The sequence below is a fragment of the Paracoccus sp. SM22M-07 genome (assembly GCF_001887735.1).
GTDB lineage: Bacteria > Pseudomonadota > Alphaproteobacteria > Rhodobacterales > Rhodobacteraceae > Paracoccus.
This window is the reverse complement of sequence record NZ_JPKW01000017.1, coordinates 1-16591: the sequence shown is the minus strand read 5'-3', so window position 1 is coordinate 16591 and position 16591 is coordinate 1. Positions and strand designations below refer to the sequence as shown.

Annotated in this window: 19 protein-coding genes and 1 pseudogene; 17 read left to right on the top strand and 3 right to left on the bottom strand. The window is 66.8% G+C overall.

Going from position 1 to position 16591, the window contains the following annotated elements; all coding sequences use genetic code 11:
* Positions 1–20: 20 nt before the first annotated feature.
* The 14 genes from ruvC (at position 21) to ftsH (ending at position 13570) form a co-directional block, all read left to right on the top strand.
* Positions 21–530 carry a crossover junction endodeoxyribonuclease RuvC gene (ruvC, locus tag IE00_RS17290; protein ID WP_072298441.1) on the top strand — a complete coding sequence of 170 codons (510 nt, stop codon included), beginning with the start codon at positions 21–23 and terminating at the stop codon, positions 528–530.
* On the top strand, positions 527–1246 hold the full coding sequence (ruvA, locus tag IE00_RS17285) for a Holliday junction branch migration protein RuvA (RefSeq protein ID WP_072298440.1): 720 nt from the start codon (positions 527–529) through the stop codon (positions 1244–1246). The genes ruvC and ruvA overlap by 4 nt, the downstream gene beginning before the upstream one ends.
* A gap of 17 nt (positions 1247–1263) precedes the next feature.
* A complete protein-coding gene (htpX, locus tag IE00_RS17280) occupies positions 1264–2181 on the top strand; it encodes a zinc metalloprotease HtpX (RefSeq protein ID WP_072298439.1) in 918 nt (305 codons plus the stop codon).
* The gene (gene ruvB / locus IE00_RS17275; protein WP_072298438.1) at positions 2181–3212 is read left to right on the top strand and encodes a Holliday junction branch migration DNA helicase RuvB; all 1032 of its coding nucleotides are present in this window, start codon (positions 2181–2183) and stop codon (positions 3210–3212) included. Before htpX ends, ruvB begins: the two co-directional genes overlap by 1 nt.
* A gap of 42 nt (positions 3213–3254) precedes the next feature.
* Entirely contained in the window at positions 3255–3647 is a 393-nt protein-coding gene (gene ybgC, locus IE00_RS17270; RefSeq protein ID WP_072298437.1) for a tol-pal system-associated acyl-CoA thioesterase, read from the top strand.
* Positions 3644–4366, top strand: a complete 723-nt coding sequence (locus IE00_RS17265) for a sulfotransferase family protein (protein ID WP_072298436.1) — start codon at positions 3644–3646, stop codon at positions 4364–4366. Before ybgC ends, IE00_RS17265 begins: the two co-directional genes overlap by 4 nt.
* Positions 4367–4482: 116 nt before the next feature.
* Positions 4483–5175, top strand: coding sequence for a protein TolQ (tolQ, locus tag IE00_RS17260; protein WP_072298435.1), 693 nt, complete (start codon positions 4483–4485; stop codon positions 5173–5175).
* Positions 5176–5178: 3 nt separating this feature from the next.
* Complete coding sequence (gene tolR / locus IE00_RS17255; protein ID WP_072298434.1) at positions 5179–5628, top strand: protein TolR; 450 nt, start codon at positions 5179–5181, stop codon at positions 5626–5628.
* Between the two features lie 3 nt (positions 5629–5631).
* Complete coding sequence (locus IE00_RS17250; RefSeq protein WP_072298433.1) at positions 5632–7536, top strand: hypothetical protein; 1905 nt, start codon at positions 5632–5634, stop codon at positions 7534–7536.
* 60 nt (positions 7537–7596) lie between these two features.
* The gene (gene tolB / locus IE00_RS17245) at positions 7597–8925 is read left to right on the top strand and encodes a Tol-Pal system beta propeller repeat protein TolB (RefSeq protein WP_072298432.1); all 1329 of its coding nucleotides are present in this window, start codon (positions 7597–7599) and stop codon (positions 8923–8925) included.
* A 10-nt stretch (positions 8926–8935) separates the two neighbouring features.
* On the top strand, positions 8936–9472 hold the full coding sequence (gene pal, locus IE00_RS17240; RefSeq protein ID WP_072298465.1) for a peptidoglycan-associated lipoprotein Pal: 537 nt from the start codon (positions 8936–8938) through the stop codon (positions 9470–9472).
* The gene (locus IE00_RS17235) at positions 9469–10377 is read left to right on the top strand and encodes a tetratricopeptide repeat protein (RefSeq protein WP_240493983.1); all 909 of its coding nucleotides are present in this window, start codon (positions 9469–9471) and stop codon (positions 10375–10377) included. The genes pal and IE00_RS17235 overlap by 4 nt, the downstream gene beginning before the upstream one ends.
* Positions 10378–10384: 7 nt before the next feature.
* Positions 10385–11623, top strand: coding sequence for a tRNA lysidine(34) synthetase TilS (gene tilS / locus IE00_RS17230; RefSeq protein WP_072298431.1), 1239 nt, complete (start codon positions 10385–10387; stop codon positions 11621–11623).
* A 57-nt stretch (positions 11624–11680) separates the two neighbouring features.
* Positions 11681–13570 carry an ATP-dependent zinc metalloprotease FtsH gene (ftsH, locus tag IE00_RS17225; protein WP_072298430.1) on the top strand — a complete coding sequence of 630 codons (1890 nt, stop codon included), beginning with the start codon at positions 11681–11683 and terminating at the stop codon, positions 13568–13570.
* 68 nt (positions 13571–13638) lie between these two features.
* On the opposite strand, the gene IE00_RS17220 is transcribed toward ftsH, so the two are convergent.
* Positions 13639–14067, bottom strand: a complete 429-nt coding sequence (locus IE00_RS17220; protein ID WP_072298429.1) for an organic hydroperoxide resistance protein — start codon at positions 14065–14067, stop codon at positions 13639–13641.
* A gap of 98 nt (positions 14068–14165) precedes the next feature.
* Here IE00_RS17220 and IE00_RS17215 point away from each other — a divergent pair, with 98 nt between their 5' ends.
* The 3 genes from IE00_RS17215 to folD are packed head-to-tail and all read left to right on the top strand — an operon-like array spanning position 14166 to position 15836.
* A complete protein-coding gene (locus IE00_RS17215) occupies positions 14166–14612 on the top strand; it encodes a MarR family winged helix-turn-helix transcriptional regulator (protein ID WP_072298428.1) in 447 nt (148 codons plus the stop codon).
* 49 nt (positions 14613–14661) lie between these two features.
* On the top strand, positions 14662–14964 hold the full coding sequence (locus IE00_RS17210; protein WP_072298427.1) for a chorismate mutase: 303 nt from the start codon (positions 14662–14664) through the stop codon (positions 14962–14964).
* A complete protein-coding gene (gene folD, locus IE00_RS17205; protein WP_072298426.1) occupies positions 14961–15836 on the top strand; it encodes a bifunctional methylenetetrahydrofolate dehydrogenase/methenyltetrahydrofolate cyclohydrolase FolD in 876 nt (291 codons plus the stop codon). Before IE00_RS17210 ends, folD begins: the two co-directional genes overlap by 4 nt.
* On the opposite strand, the gene IE00_RS17200 is transcribed toward folD, so the two are convergent.
* Positions 15833–16429 carry a hypothetical protein gene (locus tag IE00_RS17200; RefSeq protein WP_240493981.1) on the bottom strand — a complete coding sequence of 199 codons (597 nt, stop codon included), beginning with the start codon at positions 16427–16429 and terminating at the stop codon, positions 15833–15835. The genes folD and IE00_RS17200 overlap by 4 nt on opposite strands.
* 69 nt (positions 16430–16498) lie before the next feature.
* Positions 16499–16591: pseudogene (locus tag IE00_RS19910) on the bottom strand (succinyl-CoA--3-ketoacid-CoA transferase); the annotation flags it as partial.

The following is a 16591-nucleotide window of genomic DNA, read 5'->3' as shown; positions in this document are numbered from 1 at the left end:
ATGGAAAAAAAGGGGGCAGCATGAAGGTCTTGGGCATCGATCCCGGTCTGCGCAACATGGGATGGGGGATCATCCAGGTGGACGGGTCCCGCATCCGCCATGTCGCCAATGGCGTCATCCACTCGGACGGCGATCAAACTCTGGGTGCGCGTCTGTCGGTCCTGTTCCGCGGGCTTTGCGCGGTGATCGCCACGCATCAACCCGATGAAGCTGCCGTGGAACAGACCTTTGTCAACAAGGACGCGACCGGAACGCTGAAACTGGGACAGGCCCGCGGCGTCGCATTGCTGGCCCCGGCCGAGGCGGGGATCACGGTCGGTGAATATGCCCCGAACGCGGTCAAGAAGACGGTCGTGGGCGTTGGGCATGCCGGCAAGGAGCAGGTGCAGCATATGGTGCGCGTCCAGCTGGCCGGGGTTCAGTTCGAAAGCCCGGATGCCGCCGATGCGCTGGCCATCGCCATCTGCCATGCCCGGCACCTGCAGGGCCGCAGCCTGCGCGTGGCGCAACCCAAGGCTGGTGCGGCATGATCGGTCGGATCGCCGGGATCATCATCCACCGCGCCCAGGATCACGTGCTGATCGATGTGCGGGGCGTGGGTTACATCGTGCATGTCAGCGAACGGACGGGGGCGGGGCTGCCGCCCGTCGGGCAGGCGGTGGCGCTCTATACCGAGCTGGTCGTCCGCGAGGATCTGCTGCAGCTCTTTGGCTTTACCACGATGTTGGAAAAGGAATGGCACCGGTTGCTGACCAGCGTGCAGGGTGTGGGCGCCAAGGTGTCGCTGGCGATCCTTGGCACGCTTGGTCCCGAAGGCTTGGGCCGGGCCATCGCATTGGGCGATTGGGCATCCGTGCGCAAGGCAAACGGGGTGGGGCCCAAACTGGCGCAGCGCATCGTGCTGGAACTGAAGGACAAGGCGCCCTCGGTGATGGCCTTGGGCGGCAGCTTCACGGTTGATGCCGGCGCACAGATGGCCGGCGGGGGTGCGGACGAGCCGGGCATCGAGCCCGGCGCGTCCGCCGCCTTGGCGCCGGGGTCGATCCCCGGCACCAAGGCGCGCCCGGCTGCCGATGATGCGCATGCGGGGCAGGCCATGGCGGATGCGCTGTCGGCGCTGACGAACCTGGGCTATGGTCCGTCCGAAGCGGCCGGGGCCGTGGCCGAGGCGCAGGCACGGGAACCCGCGGCGACCATGCAGGCGTTGATCCGCGCGGCGCTGAGGGCCTTGGCGCCCAAGGATTGATCCAAGAGGAAGCACAGATGGCAGGCAACGCGAAGGTCTTCTTGCTGATGGCCGCCATGACCGCCCTGGTCATGGCGCTTGGCTGGATGATGGGCGGGCAGGGGGGTGTGATCATCGCCTTCCTGATCGCAGGGGGCATGAATTTTTTCAGCTATTGGAACAGCGACAAGATGGTCCTGCGCCAGCAGGGTGCCGTCGAACTGTCGCCCACGCAGGGCGCCGCCCTGCACCGGATGACGGCCGATCTTGCCGATCGTGCGGGCCTGCCCATGCCCAAGCTTTATCTGCTGCCGACCGAACAGCCCAATGCCTTTGCCACGGGACGAAATCCCGAAAATGCCGCCGTCGCCGTGACGCAGGGGCTGGTGAATACGCTGACGGCCGACGAACTGGCCGGTGTGCTCGCGCATGAGCTGGCCCATATCAAGCATCGCGACACGCTGACCATGACCATCACCGCCACGATGGCCGGTGCCATCGCCATGATGGGCAACATGATGATCTTCACCCGCCGCGACGATCGGGGCGGGATGTTGGGTTCGATCGCCGCGATGATCCTGGCGCCTTTGGCCGCGACCATGGTGCAGATGGCCATTTCGCGCGCCCGCGAATACGAGGCCGACGCGACCGGTGCCCAGATCTGCGGCCAGCCGCGGGCCTTGGCATCTGCCTTGCAGCGCATCGCGACCGCGGCGGGGCGCACGGTCAACATGCCTGCCGAACGCAATCCTGCCGCGGCGGCGATGTTCATCATCAACCCCCTGTCCGGCCTGCGGATGGACAAGCTGTTCACGACACATCCCCCGACCGAGGAGCGCATTGCCCGGCTGATGGCCATGCGGGACACGAAGACGCCCGGCCCCTCCGTACCTTCGGCCAGCACCCGCATTCCCCGCAGCGGCACCAGCCGCCGCGAGGGTCCCTGGAGCGATTGATGACCCATCCCGACCCCGATCTGCGCCCCGAAAAGCTGGAGGGTGATGCCGAGGACCGCGCCCTGCGGCCGCAGAACCTGTCCGAATTCGTCGGACAGGCCGAAGCGCGTGCCAACCTGAAGGTGTTCATCGAAAGCGCCAAGATGCGCGGCAAGGCCATGGACCACACGTTGTTCTTCGGCCCGCCGGGCTTGGGCAAGACCACCTTGGCCCAGATCATGGCGCGCGAACTGGGCGTAAATTTCCGCATGACCTCGGGGCCGGTGATCGCGCGGGCCGGGGACCTGGCGGCGATCCTGACCAACCTTGAGGCGCGCGACGTCCTGTTCATCGACGAGATCCACCGCATGAACCCGGCGGTCGAGGAAGTCCTCTATCCGGCGATGGAGGATTTCGAGCTGGACCTGGTGATCGGTGAAGGCCCTGCCGCCCGCACGGTCCGCATCGAATTGCAGCCCTTCACGCTGGTTGGGGCGACGACGCGGCTTGGCCTGCTGACGACGCCGCTGCGCGACCGCTTCGGCATTCCCACGCGCCTGCAATTCTATGAAATCGCCGAACTGGATCTGATCGTGCAGCGCGGGGCGCGCCTGATGGGGATCGGCGCAGACCCCGAAGGCACGATGGAGATCGCCCGCCGCGCCCGTGGCACGCCCCGCATCGCGGGCCGCCTGTTGCGCCGTGTGGTGGACTTTGCGCTGGTGGAAGGCAACGGCCGCCTGACGCGCGAGATCGCGGATATCGCACTGAACCGGCTTGGTGTGGATGATCTGGGCCTGGACGGGGCGGACCGCCGCTATCTGACGCTGATGGCCCAGCATTACGCCGGCGGCCCGGTCGGGGTCGAGACGCTGTCGGCGGCGCTGTCGGAAAGCCGCGACGCCATCGAGGAGGTGATCGAGCCCTATCTGCTGCAACAGGGCCTGATTGCACGAACGCCGCGCGGGCGTCAGCTGGCGACCCGCGCATGGCGGCATCTGGGGCTGGACATGCCGACCCCGCCCGGTCAGGCGACGCTGTTCCCCGAGTAAGGCCGATTGCACCCGCGCCTTCGGCCCCTTAGCCTGCGCGCCATGAGCCATGACATCACCCTTCGCGTCTATTACGAGGATACCGACCTTGCCGGTATCGTCTATTACGCCAACTATCTGAAATTCATCGAACGCGGGCGCAGCGAATGGCTGCGGACACTGGGCGTCGACCAGCTGGCGATGCAGCGGACCACGGGCCATGTCTTTGCCGTCCGGCGGGTCGAGGCCGATTACCTGCGCCCCGCCCGGTTCGACGACCTGCTGACGGTCACGACAGACCTGGCGCAGGGCAGTGCGGCCCGTGTCGTCGTCGATCAGAAGGTCCTGCGCGGTGATGAAACCCTGTTCACGGCCCGCGTCACCATCGCCTGCCTGGACGGCAAGGGCCGCCCCGTGCGCCTGCCTGCGGGCATTGCCGGGGCGCTGCGGTCATGACCCGGCGCATCGCCATGTGGTCGGGGCCGCGCAACCTGTCCACGGCGATGATGCGCAGTTTCGGCGCGCGCGGCGATTGCGCCTGCGTGGACGAGCCCTTCTATGCGCATTACCTGATGCGGACGGGTCTGCCGCACCCGATGCGCGAGGAGATCATCGCCAGCCAGCCGACGAATTGGCGGGACGTGCTGCCAGACCTGACCACGCGGGCCTCGGCGCCCCTGCAATACCAGAAGCACATGGTCCAGCACATGCTGCCCGACATGGATCTGGATTGGACCGATGGGCTGACCAATGTCTTTCTGATTCGCGAACCCGAACGGGTGGTTGCGTCCTTCGCGCAGAAACGCGGTCTGCCCGATCCGGCCGAACTGGGCTTTGATCGCCAGTGGCAGATGTTCCGCCAGATGTCCGAACGCGGCCCCGCCCCGGTGGTGATCGACAGTGCCGATATCCGCCGCGACCCGGACCGCGCGTTGCGCGCCCTCTGCGCCGCCATCGGGATCGAATTCACGCCTGCGATGCTGACCTGGACCCCCGGTCCCCACCCCGAGGACGGCGTCTGGGGCGCGGTCTGGTACGAGGCCGTGAACCGTTCGACCGGCTTTGGCGGACCCGAGGGTCCGCTGCCCGTCTTGCAGGGCGAATTGGCCGAAATGGCCGATGCGCTGCGCCCGTCCTATCGTGCGATTGCGGCATATCGGCTGCGCATTGCGTAAAAGTGACGCCATTGTGTTGCGCCGGGGGCTGAAACAGTTGCTAGGAACGCGGTAAAAGACGCGCAACAGCAGGCCGCGGCAAGCGGCCGACGATCCTTGATGATAAGGCAGTGATTATGGAACCCATTCAGGCCGCTGAGGCCCTCGATTTCTCGGCAATGGCGTTGTTCTTCCGCGCATCCCTGACGGTTCAGGTCGTCATGATCATCCTGATCGCGGCCTCTTTCTGGGCCTGGGCGATCATCGTGCAGAAATTCATGGTCTTCGCACGCGCCCGCACCGAGGCTGCCCGTTTCGACCGCGCCTTCTGGTCGGGTGAACCGCTGGACGACCTCTATGACCGTCTGGGGGACCGTCCCAAGGGCGCGTCGGAACGGATCTTCGCCGCCGGCATGACCGAATGGCGCCGCAGCCACCGCGACGATGGGCGACTGATCCCGGGCGGCATCAGTCGCATCGACCGCGCGATGAATGTCGCCATTCAACGCGAGGAACAGCGCCTGTTCCGCGGCCTGTCCTTCCTGGCGACGGTCGGGTCCACTGCGCCCTTCATCGGTCTTTTCGGCACCGTCTGGGGCATCAAGACCGCCTTCGAAGGCATCGCGCTGTCCCAGGATACCAGCCTGGCCGTCGTGGCGCCGGGCATCGCCGAGGCGCTGCTGGCCACCGCATTGGGTCTGGTCGCGGCCATCCCGGCGGTCGTCTTCTACAACAAGCTGTCGGGCGACGCGGAACGCATCACCGGCGGGTGGGAGGCGTTCTCGGACGAATTCTCGACGCTGCTGTCGCGCCAGATGGACGAGGCCTAGGTCATGGGGTCCTCGGTCGTCAAACGGGTCAGCCGCAAGGGGCGTCGGCGCAACCAGCCGATGTCGGAAATCAACGTCACGCCCTTCGTGGACGTGATGCTGGTGCTGCTGGTCATCTTCATGGTCGCCGCACCCCTGATGACGGCGGGGGTGCCGCTGAACCTTCCGCAGACCGCCGCCAATGCCGTTCCGACCGAGCAGGAGGAACCGCTGGTCATCTCGATCCCCGCCGAGGGGCAGATGCTGGTCATGGATCAGCCGGTCGAGGACACGCAGGTCGTGGCGGCACTGCGCACCGCTCTGGCCGATCGCCAGTCGGGCCGGGTCTTCCTGCGTGCCGACGGGGCGATCCCCTATGCGCGCGTGGTCCAGATCATGGGCGCGCTGAACGCCGCCGGCATCACCGACATCGTCCTTGTCACCGAGGCCGGCGGCCCCCGGATGGATGGCTGACCCATGGATGAGCGTGAGAGCCGCACCGGTTATTGGGTTTCCGGGGTCGCGCATGCGGCGCTGATCCTCTGGGCGATCGTGGGCGGGGCGCTGTTCCGGCCCCAGCCCAGCACGCCGGTGCGCTCGACCCAGGTTTCGACGATCAGCGGGTCCGATTTCGAAAGGCTGGCGGCGGCGTCGCGGGGGGCGGGGCCGGTGGGCGCCGATGCCTCGGCCGTGGCCGACCAGTCCGAACAGCAGGTCGATGCCAATGGCACGGCGCGGCCCGTGGATGCCCAGCCCCCGCAGCCGGCCGATGCCGCGCAGCTGGCCGAGCCGGACGCATCCGAGCCCGTGCCGGATCTGAGCGATTTCGAAGCCGCCGACCCGGTCGAGGTCGCGACCGATCTGCCCGCCACGGCTGCCGATCAGCAGCCCGAGGACGCGCCGCGCATTCCCGCCGCGCCGTCGGCGCCCGCACCCGCGGCCCAACCCAGCCAGCCGGTTGCGGCGGCCCCTGATGCGGCAGCGGCGCCGGTTGCACCGCGTTCGGCGCTGGCACTGGATGTCTCGCCGCGACCGCAGGATCGCCCGGCGGGTCTGGTCGAGGAATTCAACCGACGTCAGGCCGCTGCCGAGGCTGCCCGCGCGGCTGAACAGCGCGCCGCCACCGAACGTGCCGCCGAGGCGGAAGCCGAAAGGCAGGCCGCGCAGGATGCCGCCCGCGAGGAAGCGGCCCGCCTTGCGGCTCAAGAGGCGGCAGAGCAGGCGGCCGAACGCCGCGCCGCCGAGGCCGCCGAGCAAGCCGCCGAAGAGCGTCGCGCCGAAGAGGCACGCGAAACTGCGGCTGCTGCAGCCGAGGAAGCCGAGCGTCGCGCCGCAGCAGAGCAGGAAGCAGAGGCAGAACGCCGTGCAGAAGCGGAGCGTCAGGCCGAGGCCGAACGAGAAGCCGAAGCGGCCCGCCAAGCGGAAGCCGAGGCGGAGGCCGAGCGGCAGGCGGCGGAGGAGCGGGAGGCCGAAGAGCGTCGCGCGGCAGCCGCACGGGAAGAGGCCGAACGCCTTGCCGAGGAAGAGCGTCAGGCTGAAGCCGAACGCCAGGCGGAAGCCGAGCGTCAGGCCGAAGCTGAGCGTCAGGCCGAGGAAGAGCGCCGCGCCGAGGCCGAACGTCAGGCCCAGGCCGAGCGCGAGGCCGAGGCTGCCCGAGAGGCGGAAGCGCAGCGACAGGCCGAAGCGGAACGACAGGCCGAGGCAGAACGCCAAGCCGAGGCGGAAGCCGCCCGTGAGGCCGCGCGGCAGGCGGAGGCGAACCAGCGCGCGCTGGAAGATGCGCTGCGCGAGGCCCAAGAAGGCGGCGCGGGCAACGAGGGGCAGGACAGCGCCTCGTCCGGGGATGCCTTTGGTGGGGATCGCCAGTCGATCGAAGGCGGCAGCGGCGCTTCGGCGGGGCAGGACCCGCTGGCGGCGGCGCTGGCCGGCGCCATGGCCGGCAATGGCGGCGAGGGGACGGAGAATGACGTCTCGGGGCCGCCGCGCGACCTGATGCAGCTGGTACCCGTCACCCCCGAGACTCGCGACGGTCAGGATGACGCGAACGCCGCGCCGATGGGCCAGCCGATGTCATTTGCGGAACGCGAAGGCCTGCGCTTTGCCATCCAGAACTGCTGGAATGTCGGGGCGCTGTCGGTCGAAGCGTCGCGGATGACGGTGTCGGTGGGCTTCAGCCTGACCCCGCAGGGGGTGCCCGACCAGAACAGCCTGCGCATCGTGGATTATCGCGGTGGTTCGGAAACGGGCGCCCAGCAGGCCTTCGAGGTTGCCCGTCGTGCCATTTTGATGTGCGGGCGCGCGGGTTTCGACCTGCCTGCGTCCAAATACGGGCGCTGGCGTGATGTCGTGGTGGATTTCCGCCCCGACGGCGTTGAATTTTAAGTATAACAGGGGACGAGGGCGGCCTTTCGCTTTCGCCCGACCCAAGGTAATGAGGACGTCATGTTCCGCAAGCTTATCCTCGCACCCGCCTTGCTGATGGCCCTGTCGGTTTCGACCGGCGTGATCGGCAGCGCGGCCCATGCGCAGGACACCCCCCTGCGCATCGAGATCACCGATGGCGTCATCGAGCCGATGACCATCGCCATCCCCCAGTTCCACGGATCGACCGAACTGGCGGCCAGGGTGCGCGGGGTCGTGGCCGACGATCTGACCGGCACGGGCCTGTTCCGCGAAATCCCCGCCGAAAGCCATGTCGCCAAGCCCGCCAGCTTTGCCGAAGCCGTCAGCTATGAGGATTGGCGCGCGGTGGACGCGCAGGCCATGGTCTCGGCCGCAGTGACGCAGAACGGCGACAACATCAGCGTGCGGTTCCGGCTTTACGATGTCGTGTCGGGGCAGCCGCAGGGCGACGGGATGCAGTTCGACGCCCGCGCCGCCGATTGGCGCCGCGCCGCCCACAAGATCGCCGATCAGGTCTATGCCCGGCTGACGGGGGAAAAGCCCTATTTCGACAGCCGCGTGGCCTTCGTGCAGGAAACCGGGCCCAAGAGCGCCCGCATCAAGCGCATCGGCGTCATGGATTACGACGGCGCGAACATCCTGTGGATGACGGACAGTTCGTCCCTAGTGCTGGCGCCCAAGTTTTCGGCTGACGGGCGCAAGCTGCTCTACACCAGCTATGACAGCGGGTTTCCGCAGATCCAGCTGATGGATGTGGCCACGGTGACGTCGCGCCCGTTGACGATCGACCAGGGCACGATGGCGTTTTCACCCTCCTTCAGCCCCGACGGGCGGTGGGTGGCCTATTCGCATGAAGATGGCGGCAATACCGACATCTGGCTGATGGATGTGGCGACCGGCGCGCAGCGGCCGCTGACGACCTCGCCCTCGATCGAGACCTCGCCCAGCTTCAGCCCGGATGGCAAGCGCATCGTCTTCGAAAGCGATCGTTCGGGCACGCCGCAGCTTTACATTATGCCCATCGAAGGCGGAGAGCCGACCCGCATCAGCTTTGCCGATGGGCGATACGGTGCGCCCGTCTGGTCCCCCAAGGGCGACATGATCGCCTTTACCAAGCAGATGGGCAGCACCTTCCACATCGGCGTGATGCGCACGGACGGGTCGTCGGAAAAGATGCTGACCCAGTCCTTCCTGGACGAAGGTCCCACCTGGGCGCCCAATGGCCGCGTGGTGATGTTCACGCGCGTCACCCCCGGGGGAAATGGTCAGCCGAGGTTGCATTCCGTGGACATCACGGGGCGGAACATGCGACCGATGAACCTGGATTTTGCCGCCTCGGATCCGTCCTGGGGCCCCCTGATGCCATGAGGATGACATGATGAACATCGCGACGAAGACCGCATTGACGGGGTGCCTGCTGGCCTTGGCCGCCTGCGCCCAGCCAGCGCCGCCGGTGGCGCCGCCCGTGGTCGATCCCTATGCCGCGGTCGGCGGGGGCGCGGTGTTCCAGGGCGATCTGAATGGCGGCACACTTGGGTCGCAGGCAACGGCGCAGTATTTCCAGGGGACCGTCGGCGATACCGTGCTGTTCCCGGTCGATCAGACGACCCTGACATCCGATGCCCGCGCGGTGCTGGCGCGCCAAGCGGCCTGGCTTTCGCAGAACGGCAATTTCACCGCCATCATCCAAGGCCATGCCGAAGAAACCGGCACGCGCGAATACAACCTGGCCTTGGGCGCCCGTCGGGCCAGCGCGGTGCAGGAATATCTGGTGGCCCAAGGGGTCGATCCCGGACGCATCCGCACGCTGTCCTTCGGCAAGGAACGTCCCGCCGAGACCTGTTCGGACGAAGCCTGCTATGCCAAGAACCGCCGCGCCGTGACCGTCGTCAACGACAGCGGGGTCGGCGCATGATCCGACGGGCCGCGCTTTCGGTGATGCTGGCGGTGTCGCTGGCCGGGGGTGCCTGGGCTGCGCCCGACGCGGCCACGCTGGCCGATCTGCGTGGCCAGCTGTCGGATCTGCGCGGCCAGTTGCAATCTTTGCGGTCGGAATTGCGGGCTTCGGGGACGGCGGGCTTTCAGGCGGCGGGCGGGGCATCGGCCATCGATCGCATGAATGCGATGGAAAGCCACCTGATGCAGCTGACCAACCAGGCCGAGCGTCTGCAGAACCGCATCAACAGCATGTCCCGCGACACCGACCGTCAGCTGGCCGACCTGGAATTCCGCCTGTGCGAGATTGACGAGACCTGCGACCTGTCCAGCCTGACGACGACCGTCCCGCATGCGGGTGGCAATCCGGACGTGGCCCCCGCCGCGCCGGCGCCGTCATCCGGCGATGATCCCGCCGCAACCCGCAGCGAGCAGGAGGATTTCGACGCCGCCCGCGCCGTGCTGGAGCAGGGCGACCATGCCCGCGCCGCCCAGATGTTCGCCAATGTCGCCCAGACCCATGCCGGTGGTCCCCTGACCGCCGAGGCGCTGTTCCTACGGGGGCAGGCCTTGCAGCTGGCTGGTCAGCCGCGCGAAGCCGCCGCCGCCTGGCTGGAAGGTTTCGCCGCCGATCCTGACGGCCCGCGCGCCGGTGAAAGCCTGCTGGGCATCGCCACGGTGATCGAAGGGCAGGGCGATGCCACCGCCGCCTGCCTGTACCTGGCCGAGGTTCCCGCCCGTTTCCCAGGCACGCCGCAGGCCACGACCGCCGAACAGCGCGTCGCCGAATTGGGTTGTGGCGTCGATGATCTGGGGGCGCTGGACCCGCTTCTGGACCCGTCGCTGGATCCCGAAGCTGCGGCGGACATGGCCGAATACCAGTGACCCCGCGATGACCGATCCCGTCGCCACGATCCAAGCCGCGCTGGACAAGCTGGCGGGGGATTTGCCCGCGCTTGGGCTGGCGGTGTCGGGGGGCGGGGATTCCATCGCGATGATGCATGTCGCCGCGGATTGGGCCAAGGGGCGCAAATTGATGGTCGCAACCGTCGATCACGGCCTGCGCCCTGAAAGCGCCGCCGAGGCGCAGGCCGTCGCCCGGGCCGCCCGCGCCCTGTCCTTGCCGCACGCGGTGCTGCTGTGGCAGCGCCAGACCGATGTCGGCAATCTGATGGCCCAGGCCCGCGATGCGCGTCTGCGGTTGCTGTCGGGATGGGCGCATCGCAACAACCTGCCCGCCGTGGCCTTGGGGCACACGGCCGATGACGTGGCCGAAACGCTGATCATGCGGCTGGAACGTGGATCGGGCATCGATGGGTTGGCGGCGATGGCGCCCTGGCGCGATGCTTTCGACATGCGCTGGCTGCGGCCCATGCTGGGGGTCGGGCGTGATGATTTGCGGCAATGGCTGGGCCGGAACGGCCATTCCTGGATCGACGATCCCAGCAATGACAATGCCGAGTTCGACCGGGTGCGCGTGCGCCAGACGATCGGGACGCTTGGGCTGGACATCGCCGGTCTGGCGCGGTCGGCGCAGCATATCGCGGATGCCCGCGACGCCCTGTGCGATTTCGCGCTGATGGTCGCACGTGACGCCCAGTTCGACCGCGGCAGCCTGTCGCTGCCCCTGTCCGAGCTGCGCGAGGCGCCGCCCGAGATCCGACGGCGCATCCTAGTCGCAGGTTGTCGTTGGGTCAGCGGGGCCGACTATCCGCCGCGACGGGCGACGCTGCTGCATGCGCTGGAAGCGATGATGTCGCAGGGGCGCGTCACGCTGGACGGGGTGATGCTGTCGCCAGCGGGCGGACGCCTGCGCCTGACTCGCGAAGCCGCCGCGGCCGCGCGGGCCGATGCGGTGCATGAGACGGGTTCGGGCACGCAGACCTGGGACCGCCGTTGGCGGATCATGGGAATGCAGCCCGGGCAGCATGTGGCCATGTTGGGGACGGATCTGCTGCCGCAGCTTGGCTGGCGTGATTCGGGCCTGTTGCGGGACGAGGCCGCCGCAAGCCCCGCGATATGGCAGGGGGACCGCCTGATCGGCGCGCCGCTGTTGCGACAGGTGCCGGGGATCACGGTTTCGGCCCTCAGGGGCGCGGCAGATTTCCGCAGTCTGGTGAAGGCGCATTGAACCTGTCGCGATAATCCCTATTTTCAATTCAAACCGCATTCCGCCGGAGGACCCGTTTTGGGCAACGCACGAAATTTCGCCTTCTGGGTGGTTCTGTTCCTGATGGTTCTGGCCCTGTTCAATCTGTTCAGCGACGGCTCGACCGCCATGAATGGCCGCCAGATCAGCTATTCCGACTTCATCCAGCGCGTTCAGAACGAACAGGTCAGCTCGGTCACCATCGATGGTGAGGATGTCGCCATGACCGGCGCGGATGGTCAGGAATATACCACCGTGCGCCCGATGGGCGAGGAGATCACCGACAAGCTGATCGCGCAGGGCATCGATGTCCGCGTGGTCAAGCAGCAAAGCTCGGGGTTGATGTCGCTGATCGGCGTCTGGCTGCCGTTCATCCTGCTGATCGGGGTGTGGATCTTCTTCATGAACCGCATGCAGGGCGGCGGAAAGGGCGGCGCGATGGGCTTTGGCAAGTCCAAGGCCAAGCTGTTGACCGAAAAGCATGGCCGCGTGACCTTCGACGACGTCGCGGGCATCGACGAGGCCAAGGAAGAGCTGGAAGAGATCGTCGAGTTCCTGCGCAATCCGCAGAAATTCAGCCGCCTTGGTGGCAAGATCCCGAAAGGCGCGCTGCTGGTCGGCCCTCCGGGTACCGGTAAGACGCTGCTGGCGCGTGCCATCGCGGGCGAAGCCGGCGTGCCGTTCTTCACCATCTCGGGGTCGGACTTCGTCGAGATGTTCGTGGGTGTCGGCGCCAGCCGTGTGCGCGACATGTTCGAGCAGGCCAAGAAATCCTCGCCCTGCATCCTGTTCATCGACGAGATCGACGCCGTGGGCCGCGCCCGCGGCGTGGGCATCGGCGGCGGCAATGATGAACGCGAACAGACGCTGAACCAGCTGCTGGTCGAAATGGACGGCTTTGAGGCCAACGAAGGCATCATCATCATCGCGGCCACCAACCGCAAGGACGTGCTGGACCCCGCGCTGCTGCGTCCGGGCCGCTTCGACCGCCAGATCCATGTGCCGAACCCCGACATCAAGGGCCGCGAGAAGATCCTCTCGGTCCATGCCCGCAAGGTTCCCGTGGGTCCCGATGTCGATCTGCGTTTGATCGCCCGCGGCACGCCAGGGTTTTCCGGTGCGGACCTGATGAACCTGGTGAACGAAGCCGCCCTGACCGCCGCGCGGATCGGCCGCCGTTTCGTCAGCATGGCCGACTTCGAGAGCGCCAAGGACAAGGTGATGCTGGGTGTCGAACGCCGCAGCATGGTCCTGACGCCCGAGCAGAAGGAAAAGACCGCCTATCACGAGGCTGGCCACGCCATTGTCGGCCTGTCGCTGCCCAAATGCGATCCGGTCTACAAGGCCACGATCATTCCGCGCGGCGGTGCCTTGGGCATGGTCGTCAGCCTGCCCGAGATGGACCGCCTGAACTTCCACAAGGACGAGGCCAAGCAGAAGATCATCATGACGATGGCCGGCAAGGCCGCCGAGATCATCAAATATGGTGAGGAAGGCGTGTCCAACGGCCCCGCGGGCGATATCCAGCAGGCCAGCCAGCTGGCCCGTGCCATGGTGATGCGGTGGGGCATGTCCGACAAGGTCGGCGCCGTCGATTACGCCGAGGCGCATGAGGGTTATTCCGGCAGCACCGGCGGCTTCTCGGTCTCGGCGGCCACCAAGGAGCTGATCGAACAGGAAGTGCGCGAGCTGATCGAGAGCGGATATCAGGAAGCCTATCGCATTCTGGTCGAAAAGGAGGTCGAGTTCGAGCGTCTGGCCAAGGGCCTGCTGGAATACGAGACCCTGACCGGCGAAGAGATCGGCAAGATCGTCCGCGGCGATTCCCTGGACAGCAATGACGATGATACGCCCAAGACCAAGATCCCCTCGGTGACGGCGGTGCCGAAAACCGGTCCGAACCCCGGCGGCGATCCCGCACCGGCGTGACGCCCGCCAGAAGGGCCTGACAAAAGAAGGCCCCCGATCCGGACAGGATCGGGGGCTTTTTCATGGCCTCAGGCCAAGACCGGCGTGATCGCCAGCGTGCTGCCCGTGGCATGCGAATAAGGGCAGACGTGATGCGCCCCCTGGATCAGGTCCTGCGCCTGATCACGGTCCATGCCCGGCAGGTCCACGATGATCTGCACGTCCAGGCCGAAACCGTTATCATCGCGCGGGCCGATCCCCACCGAAACCTTGACCGACGTATCCGCCGGAACCTGCACCTTCTGCGAGGCCGCGTAATGGCGCAATGCCCCCATGAAGCAGGCCGAATACCCCAGCGCAAACAGCTTTTCGGGGTTCATTCCCGCATCCGACATGCCGCCTAGTTCTTTCGGGACGGTCAGATCGAACCCGGCGCTGCCATCGTCGATCGCGGTGTGGCCGTCGCGACCCCCGCCAGAGGCGACGGCAGCGGTGCGATACAGGACCTTGGTAACCATGACTTAACCTTTCGCGATAATGGATAGCGCGACATATAATAGCTTTGCGGATAAAAGCAATCGTTGCGATCCAATCGCGCGCCACCTAAAATGCTCGGATGAACCAGATCAAAGAATCCCCGTTCGACGACATGCTTTGCTTTGACGTCTATGCCGTCAATCTGGCCTTCGGGCGGATCTACAAGCCGCTCTTGGACCCCCTTGGCCTTACCTATTCGCAATATCTGGTGTTGATGTCGCTGTGGACGCAGGACGACCAGACGGTCGGACAGATCGGGGGCGGCCTTGGGCTGGACAGCAGCACCCTGACCCCGCTGATCAAACGGATCGAGGCTGCAGGTCTTGTGGTGCGCAATCGCGATCCCTTGGACGAAAGACGGGTCATCGTGTCGCTGACGGATCAGGGAAGGGCGCTGCAGGCCCATTCCAGCCATATCCGGTCCTGCGTGGTGTCCGGATTGGGGATGTCGCTGGAGGAATTGCAACAGTTGCAGGCGATGATCCGGAAACTGCGCAGATCCATCGTCGCGCAGGACCAGGACTAGGCCCGAGGCCCTTGCGATTCGGCGTCCGAAAGTGCAATGGGTCGCCATCATGACACCGACCGATGACATTCCGGATATGCCCGCCCTGCGCCTGGAAATCGATGCGCTGGATGGCGAATTGATGGCGCTTCTGGCCCGTCGCCATGCGCTGATCGATCGCGCGGCCCGCATCAAGGCGGGAAATGGCTGGCCCGCCCGCATTCCCGAAAGGGTCGAGGAGGTGGTGGCCAACATCCGCGCCCATGCCCTGCGACACGGGCTGGACCCCGATCTCTATGACCGGCTGTGGCGCGCGTTGATCGAGGCCGCCATCGCGCAGGAAGAACGCCACTTGAACAAGGATCGCCCATGACCGCCCAGATCATCGACGGCAAGGCTTTTGCCGCCCGCCTTCGCACGCGCATCGCAGCCGAGGTGGCCGGCATGGCCGAACGCGGCATCAGGCCCGGTCTGGCGGTGGTTCTGGTGGGCGAGGATCCGGCAAGCCAGGTCTATGTCCGCTCCAAGGGGCGGATGACGCGCGAAGTGGGCATGGAGTCGTTCGAACACCGGCTGCCCGTCGATACCGCGCAGGACGACCTGCTGGCGCTGGTCGCGCGCCTGAACGCCGATACGGCGGTAAACGGCATTCTGGTGCAGCTGCCGCTGCCGGATCATATGGACGAGGCCGCCGTCATCAATGCCATCGCTCCCGAAAAGGACGTGGACGGGTTCCACATCCTGAATGTCGGGCGTCTGGCCACCGGGCAAAAAGCCATGGTGCCCTGCACGCCCTTGGGCTGCCTGATGCTGCTACGCGACCGGTTGGGTTCGCTGTCGGGCAAGAACGCGGTGGTGATCGGGCGCAGCAATATCGTCGGCAAGCCGATGGCCCAGCTGCTGCTGCGCGACAGTGCGACGGTCACCGTGGCCCATTCGCGCACCGCCGACCTGCCGGGGCTGTGTCGTCAGGCGGATATCGTGGTGGCGGCGGTCGGTCGCGCCGGTTTCGTCAAGGGCGACTGGATCAAGCCCGGTGCGACGGTCATCGATGTGGGCATCAACCGGACCGAAGACGGGCTGGTGGGCGATGTCGATCAGGCATCGGTCGAACAGGTGGCGGGCGCCCTGACGCCCGTGCCGGGGGGCGTCGGCCCCATGACCATCGCCTGCCTGCTGGCCAACACCCTGACGGCCACGGCGCGCGCCAACGGCCTGCCCGACCCCGAAGGCCTGACCCCCTAGGCCTGCGCCGCCACGCGCGCTGCAAGGCGCAATGCGTGGGTCGGCTGATCGGAGGCCACGGGCAGGACCGGATCATAGGCCGCGCGGATCAGCGCGGCCATCTGCCCGTCAGCCGTGAAATCCGTGGCGAAGGTCAGGGCCGATTGCATCATCACGCGTTCGGCCAGAAGGGCAGGATGGGCATCGGCCAGCGGTCCCGACATGTTCAGGAAGGTCAGGCACGCCCGGATGCCGCCATGGTCGTCATAGCGGAACAGTCGGTACTGATCGGCCGTGCCCCCGGCCAACCGCTGTGGCAGGTCCGCGACGCCGGTCAGATGGGCAAGGTCGGGGATGTCCTTCAGCTCGTCCCAGCTGCGCAGGAAGAAGACCATCAGGTTGGCGCCCATCTCGGGATCGGTCTCGATCACCGGGTGGCCGGCATGGGCGAAGCCGGCCTTGATGGCGGCCCGAAAGATGTTCAGTGATTCATCGGCCAGGCCGAAGATCACCGGCGCCACGGGCCGCCCCCAACGGGCGCAGAGAAACCGCTGATCGGATTGGGTGAACAAGGCCTCGATCCGGTCGGCGGTCATCGGTGCGTCCTGGTGCATGGGGCTGTTCCCTCTTGTTGCTTTTCGTGATGGATGTCTGCACCGGAAGGACCCGATGCAGATGTCCCGTCATTCGACGATGTTTGCGTCGGTTGCGGCGCGCAGCTGGTCTTGGGTGACGCCGTCGGCCAGTTCGACGATCTTCAGGCCGCCGGGGACGAC

Coding starts and splice junctions, on each gene's coding strand:
- ruvC (WP_072298441.1), top strand. CDS start 21: ATGAAGGTCTTGGGCATCGATCCCGGTCTGCGCAACATGGGATGGGGG.
- ruvA (WP_072298440.1), top strand. CDS start 527: ATGATCGGTCGGATCGCCGGGATCATCATCCACCGCGCCCAGGATCAC.
- htpX (WP_072298439.1), top strand. CDS start 1,264: ATGGCAGGCAACGCGAAGGTCTTCTTGCTGATGGCCGCCATGACCGCC.
- ruvB (WP_072298438.1), top strand. CDS start 2,181: ATGACCCATCCCGACCCCGATCTGCGCCCCGAAAAGCTGGAGGGTGAT.
- ybgC (WP_072298437.1), top strand. CDS start 3,255: ATGAGCCATGACATCACCCTTCGCGTCTATTACGAGGATACCGACCTT.
- IE00_RS17265 (WP_072298436.1), top strand. CDS start 3,644: ATGACCCGGCGCATCGCCATGTGGTCGGGGCCGCGCAACCTGTCCACG.
- tolQ (WP_072298435.1), top strand. CDS start 4,483: ATGGAACCCATTCAGGCCGCTGAGGCCCTCGATTTCTCGGCAATGGCG.
- tolR (WP_072298434.1), top strand. CDS start 5,179: ATGGGGTCCTCGGTCGTCAAACGGGTCAGCCGCAAGGGGCGTCGGCGC.
- IE00_RS17250 (WP_072298433.1), top strand. CDS start 5,632: ATGGATGAGCGTGAGAGCCGCACCGGTTATTGGGTTTCCGGGGTCGCG.
- tolB (WP_072298432.1), top strand. CDS start 7,597: ATGTTCCGCAAGCTTATCCTCGCACCCGCCTTGCTGATGGCCCTGTCG.
- pal (WP_072298465.1), top strand. CDS start 8,936: ATGAACATCGCGACGAAGACCGCATTGACGGGGTGCCTGCTGGCCTTG.
- IE00_RS17235 (WP_240493983.1), top strand. CDS start 9,469: ATGATCCGACGGGCCGCGCTTTCGGTGATGCTGGCGGTGTCGCTGGCC.
- tilS (WP_072298431.1), top strand. CDS start 10,385: ATGACCGATCCCGTCGCCACGATCCAAGCCGCGCTGGACAAGCTGGCG.
- IE00_RS17220 (WP_072298429.1), bottom strand. CDS start 14,067: ATGGTTACCAAGGTCCTGTATCGCACCGCTGCCGTCGCCTCTGGCGGG.
- IE00_RS17215 (WP_072298428.1), top strand. CDS start 14,166: ATGAACCAGATCAAAGAATCCCCGTTCGACGACATGCTTTGCTTTGAC.
- IE00_RS17210 (WP_072298427.1), top strand. CDS start 14,662: ATGACACCGACCGATGACATTCCGGATATGCCCGCCCTGCGCCTGGAA.
- folD (WP_072298426.1), top strand. CDS start 14,961: ATGACCGCCCAGATCATCGACGGCAAGGCTTTTGCCGCCCGCCTTCGC.
- IE00_RS17200 (WP_240493981.1), bottom strand. CDS start 16,429: ATGCACCAGGACGCACCGATGACCGCCGACCGGATCGAGGCCTTGTTC.